The sequence below is a fragment of the Burkholderia sp. MS455 genome, from assembly GCF_016899445.1.
Classification (GTDB): domain Bacteria; phylum Pseudomonadota; class Gammaproteobacteria; order Burkholderiales; family Burkholderiaceae; genus Burkholderia; species Burkholderia pyrrocinia_C.
On sequence record NZ_CP041778.1, the window covers coordinates 1429417 to 1444381 of the forward strand.

Annotated in this window: 13 protein-coding genes; 8 read left to right on the top strand and 5 right to left on the bottom strand. The window is 67.7% G+C overall.

Annotated elements, in window-relative coordinates; all coding sequences use genetic code 11:
- The first annotated feature begins 29 nt into the window (after positions 1-29).
- From FPJ27_RS11065 to FPJ27_RS11075, 3 genes are all read left to right on the top strand, one after another.
- Positions 30-908: a MipA/OmpV family protein gene (locus FPJ27_RS11065; protein ID WP_072436788.1), complete on the top strand. Its 879-nt coding sequence runs from the start codon at positions 30-32 to the stop codon at positions 906-908.
- A gap of 90 nt (positions 909-998) precedes the next feature.
- Complete coding sequence (locus FPJ27_RS11070; protein WP_204422902.1) at positions 999-2693, top strand: VRR-NUC domain-containing protein; 1695 nt, start codon at positions 999-1001, stop codon at positions 2691-2693.
- Positions 2690-4990 (top strand): ATP-dependent DNA helicase, encoded by a 2301-nt coding sequence (locus FPJ27_RS11075; protein WP_204422903.1) that lies wholly within the window; start codon positions 2690-2692, stop codon positions 4988-4990. Before FPJ27_RS11070 ends, FPJ27_RS11075 begins: the two co-directional genes overlap by 4 nt.
- Before the next feature lie 103 nt (positions 4991-5093).
- Here FPJ27_RS11075 and FPJ27_RS11080 read toward each other — a convergent pair whose 3' ends face one another.
- Positions 5094-5864 carry an IclR family transcriptional regulator C-terminal domain-containing protein gene (locus FPJ27_RS11080; protein WP_072436791.1) on the bottom strand — a complete coding sequence of 257 codons (771 nt, stop codon included), beginning with the start codon at positions 5862-5864 and terminating at the stop codon, positions 5094-5096.
- Between the two features lie 165 nt (positions 5865-6029).
- Here FPJ27_RS11080 and FPJ27_RS11085 point away from each other — a divergent pair, with 165 nt between their 5' ends.
- From FPJ27_RS11085 to FPJ27_RS11095, 3 genes are read left to right on the top strand one after another with little or no spacing between them, the layout of a single operon-like run.
- On the top strand, positions 6030-6263 hold the full coding sequence (locus FPJ27_RS11085) for an AbrB/MazE/SpoVT family DNA-binding domain-containing protein (protein ID WP_175959113.1): 234 nt from the start codon (positions 6030-6032) through the stop codon (positions 6261-6263).
- Entirely contained in the window at positions 6250-6663 is a 414-nt protein-coding gene (locus FPJ27_RS11090) for a PIN domain-containing protein (protein WP_204422904.1), read from the top strand. The genes FPJ27_RS11085 and FPJ27_RS11090 overlap by 14 nt, the downstream gene beginning before the upstream one ends.
- Positions 6664-6722: 59 nt before the next feature.
- The gene (locus FPJ27_RS11095; protein ID WP_204422905.1) at positions 6723-7334 is read left to right on the top strand and encodes a hypothetical protein; all 612 of its coding nucleotides are present in this window, start codon (positions 6723-6725) and stop codon (positions 7332-7334) included.
- Between the two features lie 128 nt (positions 7335-7462).
- Here the strand turns inward: FPJ27_RS11095 and FPJ27_RS11100 are convergent, their stop codons facing one another.
- Complete coding sequence (locus FPJ27_RS11100; protein ID WP_034179537.1) at positions 7463-8764, bottom strand: UDP-N-acetylglucosamine 1-carboxyvinyltransferase; 1302 nt, start codon at positions 8762-8764, stop codon at positions 7463-7465.
- Between the two features lie 201 nt (positions 8765-8965).
- Entirely contained in the window at positions 8966-10273 is a 1308-nt protein-coding gene (shiA, locus tag FPJ27_RS11105) for a shikimate transporter (protein WP_072436793.1), read from the bottom strand.
- Between the two features lie 356 nt (positions 10274-10629).
- Here shiA and FPJ27_RS11110 point away from each other — a divergent pair, with 356 nt between their 5' ends.
- Complete coding sequence (locus FPJ27_RS11110; protein WP_204422906.1) at positions 10630-11757, top strand: VOC family protein; 1128 nt, start codon at positions 10630-10632, stop codon at positions 11755-11757.
- A 24-nt stretch (positions 11758-11781) separates the two neighbouring features.
- On the opposite strand, the gene FPJ27_RS11115 is transcribed toward FPJ27_RS11110, so the two are convergent.
- Both FPJ27_RS11115 and FPJ27_RS11120 read right to left on the bottom strand, forming a co-directional pair.
- Positions 11782-13122 (bottom strand): type II toxin-antitoxin system HipA family toxin, encoded by a 1341-nt coding sequence (locus FPJ27_RS11115; RefSeq protein WP_204422907.1) that lies wholly within the window; start codon positions 13120-13122, stop codon positions 11782-11784.
- Between the two features lie 2 nt (positions 13123-13124).
- Positions 13125-13541, bottom strand: coding sequence for a helix-turn-helix transcriptional regulator (locus tag FPJ27_RS11120; protein ID WP_072436796.1), 417 nt, complete (start codon positions 13539-13541; stop codon positions 13125-13127).
- 403 nt (positions 13542-13944) lie between these two features.
- On the opposite strand from FPJ27_RS11120, the gene FPJ27_RS11125 reads away from it, so the two are divergent.
- Positions 13945-14964, top strand: coding sequence for a DNA-binding protein (locus tag FPJ27_RS11125; protein WP_204422908.1), 1020 nt, complete (start codon positions 13945-13947; stop codon positions 14962-14964).
- The last annotated feature ends 1 nt before the right edge of the window (position 14965 follow it).

Below are 14965 nucleotides of genomic sequence, written 5' to 3' on the forward strand. Positions count from 1 at the left end.
GTTTCGCGCAACCGACGGAGACCGCCTTGATGACCGTTGCCCGCCCGTTACTGTCACCCGGCGCACGCCGGTTCGTATCCGGCTTGTCGGCATGCGCGGCGCTTGCCGCGGCCGGCGCCCGCGACGCGTCGGCCCAGACACCTTCGCCGCTCGGCGAGTGGCAATACTCGGCAGGCGTGCCGCTCGAGAAACTGTTCGATCCGACCGTCTCCACCTGGCAGGTCAGCGTCGGCGCCGCGATGACGCTGCAGCCGCGCTATGCGGGCTCCGACCGCTATCGCGTGATGGGCGGCCCGAATCTCGACATTCGCTATCGCGACCTGTTCTTCCTGTCGACGGGCGAAGGGCTGGGCGCGAACGTGCTGCGCGGGCCGAACTGGCGCGTGAGCCTGTCGGTCGGTTATGACCTCGGGCGCCGCTCGGCGGACGATCTCGGCCACCTGAACGGCCTCGACAACATCAACGCGGCGCCCGTGATGAAGCTGGCGGCCGATTACGTGATCTCGAAGGAATTCCCGCTCGTGCTGCGCGCGGATGTCCGCCGCAGCATCGGCGGCTCGAACGGCTGGACCGGCGATTTCTCCGCATACATGCCGATGCCCGGCAGCAACGAAAACTTCTTCTGGTTCGCGGGGCCGACCGTATCGTTCGCCGACTCGCGCTACATGAACAGCTGGTTCGGCGTGAGCCAGGGCGCCGCCGCTCGCTCGGGGCTGCCGGCTTATTCGTCGGGCGCGGGGATCAAGTCGGCTGGCCTGGGCGTGACGATGGTCTGGTTCGTGAACAAGCACTGGTTCGTGACGATGGACGGCGCGATCGAGCAGCTCGTCGGCCGCGCGGCGCGCAGCCCGATCACGCAGCAGTCGACCAACGGCGTGTTCGACATGTCGGTGAATTACCAGTTCTGATCCAGGTGTCTGGCCGGGCGGCGGCGTGCGGCAACTCCCGTCACATTTGATATGATTCCGACCTGTACAAACGTACAGTGATCGATTCCCGTGACGCCTGCTTCGCCGACGCCCCCGGCGTTTTACTACCTGACCAATTTCGAACGCGCGCTGGCCTGGCTCGGCGAGCGTTACGACGATCTGCTCGACCATCGGGAGCAGGCGTTCGTTCGCGATTTCGCGTTGCTGCCGCAGGCGTCGCGCGCGCTGCTGGTGCGGATGCTGATGCGCAGCGGGTCCGACTTCCGCGCAAGCAAGCTCGCGTACGACGAAATCGGCTGCACGCTCGATGCGGCCGCGCCGCTCGTCGCGCTCGGCTGGGTCGATCCGGCGCCCGCGCTGACGATCGACGAGCTGTTCGCGCTGTCGACCAAGGCCGACCTGCTGCGCATCTTCCCGTCGCTGGCCGCGCATGCGGGCGAGCGCAAGCCCGAATGGCTCGAACGGCTGCGGCCCGCGCACGATGCCGCGCAGCCGCTCGACGCGTGGTGCGCGCAGGCCGGCGACCGCGTGCTGCGCGTGACGGTCGGCGCGCTGTGCGACCGGCTGCGCCTGATGTTCTTCGGCAATCTGCATCAGGACTGGAGCGAATTCGTGCTCGCCGATCTCGGCGTGTTCCAGTACGAAAGCGTGCCGATCGCGCCGTCGTCGCGTGCGTTCCAGCAGCGCGACGACGTCGACGCGTATCTCGCGCTGCAGATGTGCCGCGACGCGCTCGACGCGTGGCCCGACGATCTGCCGTTCGACGACCTGCTGCGCGCGATCGATGCGGTGGGCTGTGCGCAGCCGTGGCTCGCGACGCGTCGCGCGAAGCTGCTGTTCGCGCTCGGGCAGACCTGCGAGCGCCGCGCCGACTGGGCCGCCGCGCTCGATGCTTACACGCGCAGCGCATGGCCGGGCAGCCGCCATCGGCGCATCCGCATGCTCGAGCGCTGCGGGCGCGACGACGACGCGCTCGCACTGGCGCTCGATGCGCGTGGCGGTTTCGAGAGCGACGAGGAGCGCCAGCGCGTCGAGCGCATGCTGCCGCGCCTGCAGCGCCGCGTCGGCCAGCGCGTCGAACGCGCGGCCGCCGCGCCGGACGTGCCGCGCGAGACGCTCGTGCTGGCGCGCCCCGACGCGTTCGTCAGCGTCGAATTCGCGGTGCGCGACCATCTCGCGCAGCCGGCGTCGACGGTCCATTACGTCGAGAACACGCTGATCAATTCGCTGTTCGGGCTGTTGTGCTGGGAGCCCGTGTTCGCGGCCGTGCCCGGCGCGTTCTTCCACCCGTTCCAGCGCGGCCCGGCCGACCTGCACGCGCCCGATTTCGCTGCACGCCGCGCGGACGCGTTCGCCGCCTGTTTCGCGCAGCTCGATTCGGGCGCGTATCGCGACACGATCCGCCGGCATTACTCGACGAAGGCGGGGCTGCAGTCGCCGTTCGTGTTCTGGGGCGTGCTGACGGACGAACTGCTCGACGAGGCGCTCGCGTGCCTGCCGCCCGAGCACCTGCGGCTGTGGTTCGCACGTCTGCTCGCGGATATCCGCGGCAACCGCTCGGGGCTGCCCGATCTCGTCCGCTTCTGGCCCGGCGAGCGCCGCTATGAACTGATCGAGGTGAAGGGCCCGGGAGACCGGCTGCAGGACAACCAGACGCGCTGGCTCGCGTACTGCGTCGCGCACGGCATGCCGGTGCGCGTCGTCGATGTCGAGTGGGCCGGCGCGGGCGGCGCGCAAGCCGACGCGGCGAGGCTGTCCGCGTGAGCTACGTCGTCGCGGTGCGGGCAATGTGCGAGTTCACCGCGCGGCGCGGCGATCTCGACCTGCGCTTCACGCCTGCGCCGACCGCGCTCGAAGGCATCGCCGGCCACGGCGCGGTCACGTCGAACCGCGGCGCGCGCTACGAAACCGAGATCGCGCTGACGGGCACGTGGGGCACGCTCACCGTGCGCGGCCGCGCGGACGGCTACGATCCCGTGGCGAACCGCATCGAGGAAATCAAGACCTATCGCGGCAGCCTCGACGCGATGCCGGCGAACCACCGCGCACTGCACTGGGCGCAGGCGAAGGTCTATGCGTACCTGATGTGCGACGCGCGCGGTCTCGCGGAAATCGACGTCGCGCTCGTGTATTTCGACATCGTGTCCGAGCGCGAGACCGTGCTGACTGAAACGCTGGACGCGCACACGCTCGCAGCGTTCTTTGCCGAGCAGTGCGCATGCTTCGTCGGCTGGGCCGAGCGCGAGACGGCCCATCGCGCGGCGCGCGATGCGGCGCTGCGCGCGCTCGCGTTTCCGCATGGGCAGTTCCGCAGCGGCCAGCGCGAGCTGGCGGTCGCCGTCTATCGCGCGGCGCGCGACGAGCGCTGCCTGATGGCGCAGGCGCCGACCGGCATCGGCAAGACGCTCGGCACCGTGTTCCCGCTGCTGAAGGCGTGCGGCGAGGGCGAGCTCGACCATGTGTTCTTCCTCACCGCGAAAACGCCCGGACGCGCGCTCGCGCTCGAAGCGGCGACGACGCTCGGCGCCGGCACGCCCGCGCTGCCGCTGCGCGTGCTGGAGCTCGTTGCCCGCGACAAGGCGTGCGAGCATCCGGACAAAGCGTGCCACGGCGAATCGTGTCCGCTCGCCCAAGGCTTCTACGACCGGCTGCCGGCCGCGCGCGACGCGGCGATCGGCGCCGGGCTGCTCGATCGCGATACGGTGCGCGCGGCCGCGCTCGCGCACGACGTCTGTCCGTACTACCTCGCGCAGGAGCTCGCGCGATGGTCGGACATGATGATCGGCGACTACAACTACTACTACGACGGCAGCGCGATGCTGCACACGCTCGCGCAGCAGAACCAGTGGCGCGTCGGCGTGCTCGTCGACGAAGCGCACAACCTGTTGGACCGTGCGCGCAAGATGTACAGCGCGTCGCTCGATCCGTTCGCGTTCGCGGCCGCGCGCGAAGCCGCGCCCGCGGCGCTGCGCAAGGCGTTCGACCGGCTCGCCCGCGCATGGGGCACGGTCAATCGCGCGCAGGCCGAACGCTATGCGGCGTATCCGGACATTCCGGGCCCGATCGTGTCGGCCGTGCAGAACCTCGTCGCGGCGATCGGCGAGCACCTGACCGACGCGCCGCGCGCGAACGGCGACGCGCTGCTGCGCTTTCATTTCGAGGCGATCCAGTTCGGCGTACTCGCCGAAGCCTTCGACAGCGCGTCGATCTTCGACGCGACGCTGCACGGCGAGCCGATGCCGCGCCAGCCGGCGCTCGACGGCGTCGCGTCGGCCAGCCGGCGGCGCCGCGTCCAGTCGACGCTGTGCGTGCGCAACGTGATCCCGGCCGGATTTCTCGCGCCGCGCTACGAAGCCGCGCGCGCGACCGTGCTGTTCTCGGGCACGCTGAGCCCGTTCCATTTCTACCGCGACACGCTCGGGCTTCCCGGCGATACGGGCTGGCTCGACGTCGACGGGCCGTTCCGCGCCGAGCAACTGACGGTGCGCGTCGCGAGCCACGTGTCGACACGCTGGCGCGACCGCGACCGTTCGCTCGAACCGATCGCCGACCTGATCGCCGCGCAATACGCGACGCGGCCAGGCAACTACCTTGGTTTCCTGAGCAGCTTCGACTACCTGGGGCGCGTGGTCGCGCTGATGCAGACGCGCCATCCGGACGTGCCGGTATGGGCGCAGGCGCCCGGCATGGCCGAAAGCGAGCGCGATGCGTTTCTCGCACGCTTCGACGCGGGCGGGCGCGGCGTCGGCTTCGCGGTGCTGGGCGGCGCGTTCTCGGAAGGCGTGGACCTGGTCGGCGAACGGCTGATCGGCGCATTCATCGCGACGCTCGGGTTGCCGCAGGTCAACGATGTCAACGAGCAGATGCGGCGCGCGATGGACGCGCGCTTCGGCAACGGCTACGACTACATGTACCTGTATCCGGGCTTGCAGAAGGTCGTGCAGGCGGCCGGGCGCGTGATCCGCACCGAGCACGACGAAGGCGTCGTGCATCTGATCGACGATCGTTACCGGCGGCGGGAAGTGCGCGATCTGTTGCCGCGGTGGTGGCGGATCGGGTGAAGGGAAACAACCCGGCGGGAGGACTGCCGGATTCGGTGCCGGGGCGTGATCCGTCGCGCAGCAATGTAGCGGTGCAGCAAGCCCGTTCAGCGCGGACGAGACGCTACAGCACGTTCAGCATCGCCAGCGCGGCTTCCTGCAGGTGCGGCAGTACGCGCCGCACGGCAGCATCGGTCGTCTCCGTGCCGATCGGCATGTTCGTGCTCAGCGCGGCGACGACTTCGCCGTGACGATTCTTCAGCGGCACCGCGATCCCGCGCACGCCGACCTGCAATTGCTGTTCGATCGCCGCAAAACCGGCGTCGCGCGCGTGGTCGACCTGTTCGAGCAGGCGCGCCTTGTTGGTGATCGTGTGCGGCGTGAACGGCGGCAGTTCGGTATCGTCGAGCCACGCTCGCACGGCCTCGCGATCCGGATGATGGGCGAGCAGCACGACGCCCGGCGACGTCAGCGGCGCCGGCACGCGCGCGCCGAGCACGAAGCCGGTCGTCATCACGCGCGACACGCCGTTGCGTGCGATGAACACGAGTTCCCAGCCGTCGAGCACGCTCACGTAAGCCGATTCGTTCAACGACGCGCTCAGTTGCTGCAGATAGGGCTGGACCGTGCGCGGCAGCCGCGCCGAGTCGAAGTACGACCAGCCGACCCGCAGCACACGCGGCGTCAGGCCGTACAGCTTGCCGTCGGTGTAGACGTAGCCGAGCGATTCGAGCGTCAGCAGGTAGCGCCGCGCGGCCGTGCGCGTGAGGCCGGTGCGCGCGGCGGCCTGCGTGGGCGTCATGCGCGCGTGCTGGCTGTCGAATGCTTCCAGGATCATCAGGCCTTTTTCGAGGCCGGCAATCCAGTCGCGTCGGTCGAGTTCAGGCTTTTTCATCGTCGGGAAGCGGTGCCGTCATGCGCGATGATCGCGTGGGAGTGGGCGATTATCGCGCAATTCTAACGGTGGGGCCTGCGCTGCATGCGTTATGCCCCGACTTTGCAGACGAGATATGGGAGATATACAATCATCGATGTATATCCAAAGTCCAAGGAGGTCCGTATGCAAGTCGCAAAGTGGGGCAATAGCCTGGCCGTCCGCCTTCCCGCCAGCGTGGTCGATGCACTGGAGCTCCGCGAAGGGGACGATATCGAAATCGTCGTCGATAGCCCGCGCGTGTTTGCCGTCAGCCGCAAGCCGAGGCCCGATGAACTTCTGCAACGGTTGCGGCGTTTCAGGGGCAAGCTGCCCGCCGATTTCAAGTTCGGCCGGGACGATGCGAATGAGCGGGATTGAGTCGGCGAAGTCGTTCGTCGACAGCAATATCGTGCTTTATCTGCTGTCCGGGGACGAAACCAAAGCGAATCGGGCGGAGGCGCTGTTCCTTCGGCGGCCGACCATCAGTGTCCAGGTACTGAACGAAGTCGCCAGCGTTTGCAGTCGAAAATTGCGGATGCCGTGGAGCGACGTGGGGCAGTTTCTGGAGCCGATCAGGAGCTTGTGCCATGTCGTACCGGTCACGATCGATACGCATGACCTGGCGCGAAGGCTGGCGGAACGGCATGGCTTGTCCTTCTATGACGCGTGCATCGTCGCCGCCGCGTCGCTCGATGGCTGTGAATACCTGTACACCGAGGACATGCACGACGGCCTGCGCGTGGACGGCGGTCCGGTGCTGCGAAATCCGTTCGCCTGAACGTCGGGAATTCCGGGTTTGCTACCGGCAGGACACGATCGTCGTTTTTGGAACCCAACATGAAATTTCGTGAACTCTCGGCGGCCTTGCTCGTTGCGGCCGTGCCGGCGCTCGCTGGCGCCAGTCCTGCAGGTGACACCAGACTGGCTCGTCCGGCCGTCGACATCCGCGCATGGCCGCGCATGCCGTCGCCGGAATTCGGCTGCACCCTCGAAAAGACTTTCGACTATCGAGACAAGCGCTTCAACTGCGCGCTGAAGAAGTACCGGAACACCGGCGACGCGTGCAAGAACACGAAGTCGTACTACGAAGGCCCCGCATTCCCCGGCCGGCTCGCGGCCCGCGTGCATCCGCTCGCGACGAAAGTCGACCTGGACTGGGAGCATGGCGACCTGCAGATGGTCACCGTGACGCTGAAGGGAACCTGGAACGAAGCGGACGTGCGCAAGGCGTTCGGGTTGCCGCGCGCGGAAGGGCGCAAGCTGACCGAGGCGGAACTGCGCAAGCAGCCGGCCAACCTGATGGACACGAGCATCCAGTATCCGTCGAGCCCGGCCGACGACGGCCTCGGCAGGCGGCCGAGCGATCCCGCGCACGGGACGACCGCCGTGATGCTGTACGGCTTCGACCACATGGGAGCGGGCGACGTCGAGTGCGGGGAGGGAGAGTAACGCCTGGAAGCGAAGCGGCGATCCTTCAACGCGCGCCGCTTGCCGGGCAGTTTGCCGACGCCGGCCGGGGAAGGAGGGAAGACGGATGCGGCGCCGACTTCACGCGAGCCGCACCCGCCCGAGCGGCATTATTCGCTGCTCGTCCACTCGACGTTCGCGCCGACCGAGCGCAGGTTCTCGACGAAATGCGGATGTGCGCGGCGAATCGGCAGCGCGTTCATGATTTCCGAGCGGCCTTCGATGCTCGCGGCCACCATCAGCAGCGCGATCGCGACGCGGATGATGTACGGGCTCTCGACGCGCGCCGGCGTCAGTTGCAGCCCGCCGAACGTGATCAGCCGGTGCGGATCCGACAGCAGCACGTGCGCGCCGAACTTCGACAGTTCGCCGGACCAGCCGAGCGCACCGTCGTAGACCTTGTTCCAGAACATCGCGCTGCCTTCCGCACGCACGCCGAGCGCGATGAAGATCGGCAGCAGGTCGACCGGCAGGTACGGCCACGGCGCGGCTTCGACCTTGGTCAGGATGTTCTGCGTGAACGGCCGGCGCACGCGCAGCGGGCCATCGCGTTCCGCGCGCGACCAGCCGTCGCGGTGCGTGACGTTGACGCCGAACTTCGCGAACGTGCGGTCGATCAGCGGGAAATGCTCGGGCGACGAGTTGCGCACGGTGATGTCGCCGCCCGTGATCGCGCCGAGCGCGAGGAACGTCGCGATCTCGTGGAAATCCTCGGCGAAGCGGAATTCGCCGCCGCCGAGCTTGCCGCCGCCCGTCACGCAGAGCCGCGACGTGCCGATGCCTTCGATCGTGACGCCGATCATCGCGAGGAACTGGCAGAACTCCTGCACGTGCGGCTCGGACGCCGCGTTCATCAGCGTCGACGTGCCGTTCGCCGCCGTCGCGCACAGCGCGAAGTTCTCGGTGGTCGTCACCGACGCGTAGTCGAACCAGTGATCGTTGGCCGTCAGCGGGCCGTCGGTGCGAACGATCAGCGAATCGGGCGTGCGCTCGATGTGCGCGCCGAAGCGCTCGAATACCTCGACGTGCGGATCGATCTCGCGCACGCCGAGCGTGCAGCCTTTCACGTCGTTCTCGAGGCGCGCGACGCCGAAGCGCGCGAGCAGCGGCGGAATCAGCATGATCGACGAGCGCATCGCCTCGGGCAGCCGGTGGACGGCCGGATCGAACTTCGTGTTGCGATGGTGGAGTTCGAGCAGGCCGGTCGTGAAGTCGACCGACACGTCGCTGCCGAGCGTGCGGAAGATGTCGAGGATCTTGCGCACGTCGGTGATGTCCGGCACGCCGACAAGGCGCAGCGGCTGATCGGTCAACAGGGTGGCGCACAGGATCGGCAGGACGGCGTTCTTGTTCGCGGACGGCTTGATGTCCCCGCGCAGCGGAGTGCCGCCGTGGACGATGAGATTCGACATGATATGGGGGCGTATCGGTGACTGACGTAGGCCCATATGATGCCATTGGTCGGCGGGCGGCGTGGAATGTTCAGCGGGGAAAAGGGGAATCGCCGCGCGTGATTGACGGTGTTTGACGTTGGGCGGGGGACCGCCGTTCGGCCGGCGGCCGACGCGGAGAAATGGCCGGCCGCGGATCGGGCCGGCCACGCGCTCACTTCGTCACTGCGCCGCGCGCATCCGCGCGGCAACCACCAGCGAGATCAGGCAGCCCGCCGCGAGATAACCGGCGACGAGGTGCCACGAGCCACCGGCGAGACTGACCAAGCCGACCGCGATGAACGGCGTGAACCCGCCGCCGACGACGCTCGCGAACTGGTAGCCGACGCCCGCGCCGCTATAGCGGTATTCGGCGCCGAACAGCTCGGTGAACAGCGGCTGCTGGACGCTCACGACCATGTCGTGCGCGGCGTTCGCGAGCAGGATCGAGAAGATCACGATCCACGCGATCGACCGCGCCTCCAGCGCGATGAAGAACGGCACCGCGGATGCAAGGCCGATCAGCGCGCCGATCAGGTAGATGCGGCGCAGGCCGTAGCGGTCGGCCAGCCACGCGAAGCACGGGATCGTCACGCAGCTCACCGCACCGACCAGCAGGCCGACGTTCAGGAACAGGTCGCGCGACATGCCGAGGTTCGTCGTCGAATAGCTGAGCGCGAACGCGGTGACGATATACATCGTGAACAGTTCGGCGAGACGCAGCGCGACGATCAGCAGGAACGCCTTCGGATGGCGCGTCAGCGCTTCCAGCACCGGCAGGCGCAGCTTGCGGTTGCCGTGCTCGACCTTCTCGACGAACTCCTGCGATTCGTCCATGCTCTTGCGCACCCACAGCCCGACCAGCACGAGCACGATGCTGAACACGAACGGCAGGCGCCAGCCCCACGACTTGAACGCGGCTTCGCCGAGCGTGTGGCTCAGGATCGACACGATGCCCGTGGCCAGCACGAGCCCGACGCCGTAGCCGACCTGCACGCCGCTGCTGTAGAACGCCTTCTTTTGCTTCGGCGCGCTCTCGACGGCCATCAGCGCCGCGCCGCCCCATTCGCCGCCGACCGCGAAACCCTGGATCGCACGCATCAGCACCAGCAGCACCGGCGCCCACCAGCCGATGGTCGCGAAGGTCGGCAGCAGGCCGATCGCGACCGTCGACAGCCCCATCAGCATCACCGTCAGCACCAGCATCCGCTTGCGGCCGAGCCGGTCGCCGTAGTGGCCGAACACGACGCCGCCGAGCGGCCGGAACAGGAAGCCGACGCCGAACGTCGCGAACGCCGCGAGCGTGCCCATCGTCGGGCTGACTTTCGGGAAGAACTCGGAATTGAATACCAGCGCGGCGACGATCCCGTACAGCAGGAAGTCGTACCAGTCGACGACGGCGCCGACGAAGCTGCCGAGCGCGGCCTTGCGGGCCTGGCTGCGCGCGCGGCTGCCGGCGGCGACGTCGAGGGTGTCGAAGGTTGGGGTCATGGCGGTGTCTCCTGGTACGGCGCATCGTGGAATCGTGGCGGCGCCGCGTCCGATGCTGCATTGAAGTCGATGAGTGAACGGAGAATAGGGTGCGCGCCGCACGGCGGCAATTGGCCAATCGGGCAAAGTGCGCGATTATCGTTCAATATCGTGCGATTATCGAACGCTTTTCGGGTTTGCACTAGGCGGCGCGGCGATATCCCGTTCGGCCAGGGTGTGCCGTCGTGAACGATCTGGTTAAAATCTGCAGCATGAAAACTCGCCCGCTCGGGGCGGATGCCCGGTCGCCACATCGGCCGCGCATGCCGCCTGCGCGGGGCGCCATCCCCCTCGACCGCATGCCCCCGGAGACTGGAATGCCCGGCAATTCCCACCCCCTGTCCAGCGATACGCCGTCCGTCGTCGATCCGGCCGCCAATCCGCTCGGGATGGCCGGCCTCGAATTCGTCGAATTCGCGGCGCCCGTGCCGGAAGCGCTCGCGCAACGCTTCGAGCAGCTCGGGTTCAAGGCGATCGCGCGGCATGTCAGCAAGAACGTCACGCTGTACCGGCAAGGGCAGATGCATTTCCTGATCAACGCCGAGCCCGATTCGTTCGCCGCACGCTATGCGGAGGAATACGGGATGGGCGTCTGCGCGATCGGCTTGCGCGTGGCGAATGCCCGGCGCGCGTTCGAGCGCGCGATCCAGCTCGGCGCGTGGGCGTTCGAAGGCGAAAAGGTCGGTGTCGGCGAGTTGAAGATCCCGGCGATCCAGGGCATCGGCGATTCGCACCTGTATTTCGTCGACCGCTGGCGCGGGCGGAACGGCCAGCGCGGCGGGGTCGGCGACATCTCGATCTTCGACATCGATTTCCGGCCGATCGACATCGCGACCGCACACACCGATCTCGACTGCGCGGGCGTCGGCCTGCAGCAGGTCGACCACTTCACGCAAACCGTCGGCGCAGGCCGCATGCAGGAGTGGCTGGATTTCTACCACGACCTGCTGCATTTTCGCGAGATCCACCAGATCGACGCGCACTGGCATGTGTCGGAGGAATCGCGCGTGATGGTGTCGCCGTGCGGCGCGGTGCGAATTCCGGTCTACGAGGAAGGCACGCGGCGTACCGAACTGATGCACGCGTATCTGCCCGACCATCCGGGCGAGGGCGTCCAGCACGTCGCATTGTCGACTGACGACATCCTGTCATGCGTCGATGCGCTGCGCGCGAACGGCGTCGAATTCATCGAGCCGCCCGCACGCTATTACGACGACGTCGATGCGCGGCTGCCCGGGCACGGCGTCGATCTCGACGCGCTGCGCAGCCGCGCGGTGCTGGTCGACGGCGAGATCGGCAGCGACGGCGTGCCGCGCCTGTTCTTCCAGACCTTCGTCAAGCGCCGGCCCGGCGAGATCTTCTTCGAGATCGTGCAGCGCAAGGGGCACCACGGATTCGGGGAAGGGAACCTCGCGGCACTCGCCCGCGCGCGCGACGCGGGCTGAGCGGCTCGCGGCGCCCGTCAAACCTCACGCGGCACTTCCCGCCCCGAGCTTGCGGCTCTGGCGACGCATGCCGTTGAAGATCGCGTCCGCCACATCCGCCGGAAAATCCACCGGGATCTGCGCCGCGACTTCGGCAATCGCGGGTTCCGTGCGCGCGGCGACAGCCGCCATCGCCACGCGCACGTCATCTTCGGTCAGGCCGACGCGCCGCCCCTGCGCGATCCAGTGACGCGGCTGGATCTCGCCGATCACGTAGTGCCGGTTCTTCCCGCGCACGGCCATCGCGAGCCGTGCGCGGCGCGGCGGCAACTGGTTGCGGCGTGTACCGATGATCGGATGCGCGGACAGCACGTCGTACAGCGGCGTGCTGCGGTACGTATTGCCGGGCAGGTGCGCGATGCTGAAGTTCTTCGCGTGGCCGTCGATCGCCGCCAGTACCCAGAACACGAGCTGCGCGACGAAGAAATTCATCCTGTCGTGCGCGGCGTCGGTCGAATTCGCGAGGATGCCCATGATCGTATCGATGCCGGGGCCGCCGTCGGATTCGTATTTCGCGCCGGACGGCGTGCCGGTCGCCTGGCACATGTCCTCCTGCGGCAGTCGCAGGATCCACGTGCCGTCACGCGAAGGACGCCGGTCGAAGCGCTCGACGATCAGCGCCTTCTGGTCGTCGAACCGGCCGATCTCGCACGGCGCGACCGGCAGGCCGTATGCGGCGACGAGCTTCGAGCACAGCCATTCGTTCTCGACGGACGTCCGCATGTCGGCCTGCATGTTCCCGACGCGCCCGAGCGGCAGCTTGAAAATGTGTGTCGTCGGCGTGCTGCCCGACGGCCGCAGCCAGCGGTTTCCCTGACGCAGCAATGCGGTCTTTTCCTGCGCGCCGGCGATCGACAGGCGCAGGTCGCCGTCCGGCTCCGCGCGGCCGGGCAGCGGAGCGGCGGTCGCGTGGCGCAGCACGTCGGCGACGGCTGCGTCGTCGAGCGCCACGCCGTCGATCGTCTCGAGGTCAACGGGCATTTCGCCGGGCGGCAGCATCTGGATCGCGCCGACGCAATCCCGGCCGATCGACGCGAGCAGTTCGAACGGTGCCGTCGATCCGAGCCGGTAACGCTGCGCGATGCGGCGGCGGATCGGCTCGCTGTCCGGCAGCAGGTTGTCGAAGTAGTCGGCGACGATCGCGCCCTGGTGCGGCTGGTTGCCGGGCGTAAAGGGCAGCGAAAGCGATAGCGGCCGCCCCTGGGGATCGTCGAGCCAGCCCGGCAGGTAGACGAGGCGCTCGACGCCGCGCCGGATTTCCCAATAGCCGACCGGAATGCCGTTCATCCACAGGTCGAGCCGGTCGTGGCGGGCGCGCGATGCCATCGTCACCAGTCCTCCCGTTTCGAGACCCGTGGCTTGCCCGGCGCTGCTGTCGCCGGCCGCTTGCGCGCGGCGCCGGTCGTGGTTTTGGTTTGAGCTTTTGCGGCCGTTGCGCCGCGCGCCGGGTCCGGCATGCGCTTTTTCGCGGCCGGCTTGGGAGCCGCCGGTCGTGCATCGGTACTGGCTGGTCCCGCCGATTCGTCCTGCGCGCCCAGGTCGAGCGTCATACGAACGCCAAGCGTGTTCAGCACCTTGAAAAGCCGTTCGATGCTCACCGCCGACGGATTGGCTTCGAGCTGCGCATAGGATTGCTGCGTGACGCCCAGGCGGGCGGCCAATTGCGCCTGCGTGAGCCCCGCGGATTTCCGGAAACCGACGAGTATCGGGCGCAACTGGGTCAGGGTCTGGACAGGAAAGGCCATCGGGCGCTCCGCAGGATGACAGGCGATCGTTTGTAATCTGAAAATACAGTCTATGGCATGTATTGTAAAAATACAAACCTGGGGCTGTATTTCGTTAAAACAAACGATAGCCTGTTACGCGAAAACCGGACCAACCCTCCTGCCGGCACCGCGACCCCGCAGCCGGCCGTATCGATTCGATCGTCGGTGGGCTGGTTGGCAACCCAAGCTCGGCCCATTCATCGCCAACCGGGCGCGCAATGGAGACAAGGAGGGGCGCCAGCGCGCGCGTCGATTCCACGCGCCACACCGATCTTCGGCCATCTCGACATTATAGAAATAATGTCAAATAAATAGACTGCAAGAATTAGATATTTAACGGTTTACGTTATATTATTTACGAAATTCCCGACGAAACCACACCATGTCCGATCTCGCCGCCGACGAACCCCGCCTGACCGCCGAAATCGAGCGCCTCAAGGCCGACTTCCCGAAAACCCGCGAGCTATACCGCGAGGTCTGCGCGCTGCTGTTCTTCCGTTTCGGCATCACGCCTACCGCGAACCGCCTGTACCAGCTCGTCCGCAAGGGCAGCATGAGCACGCCGACGGCTGTCCTAGGCGAGTTCTGGGCCGAGCTGCGGGAAAAGAGTCGCGTGCGGATCGAACATCCCGGCCTGCCGGCCGATCTGCAGGCGGCAGCCGGCGAGTTGGTCGCGGCGTTGTGGAATCGTTCGAGCACCGACGCGGCCGCCGCGCTCGACGTACTGCGCGCGGAAGTCGAAGCCGAACGAACGGCGGCGAAAGCGGAAGTCGCTACGCTGCAGGCCGAGCTGGCCCGCACCGAAACCGCGCTCGAACAACGCACGGCCGCGCTGCTGGCCGCGCAGGTGCGCATCCAGGAACTGGAGCAGGCGAGGGCGGCCGACGACGCATCGAGGCGCGCGATGCAAGCGGAGATCGAACGCCTGAAAGCCGACAACGCGGAAGGCGACCGCGCACTTGCGCAGGCGCGTGCGGATTTCACGACTCAACTTGACCGGCTGCGCGACGACGCAGGCCGGGCCGAGGAACGCTTGCGCGCATCGGAGAAGCGCGCGCTTCAGGAGATCGATCGCGAACGGCTCGCCGCCGCACGGCTGCAAAAGGAACTCGACGCGACGGCATCGCGCGCCGAGCAGCGCGATGCGCAGCAGCGGAAGGATGTCGCCGCGCTGCAGGCGCAACTCGGCGATGCACTGCATCGATGCGGGGTGCTTCAGGGGCAGCTCGACGGCGCGCAGGCGACCGATGCGGCGCGCGCCAAGGAGCTCGATGCGTTGAGGCGGGAGATGACGGTGCTCGCGCGCCGGGCACCGGTGCGCGGCACGAAGACGGCTCCGGCCGCGCAGCGAAGCGAGCGGCGGGCGCGCACGAGGAAACGCGCCGACGAAGCGGCGCGCTGAC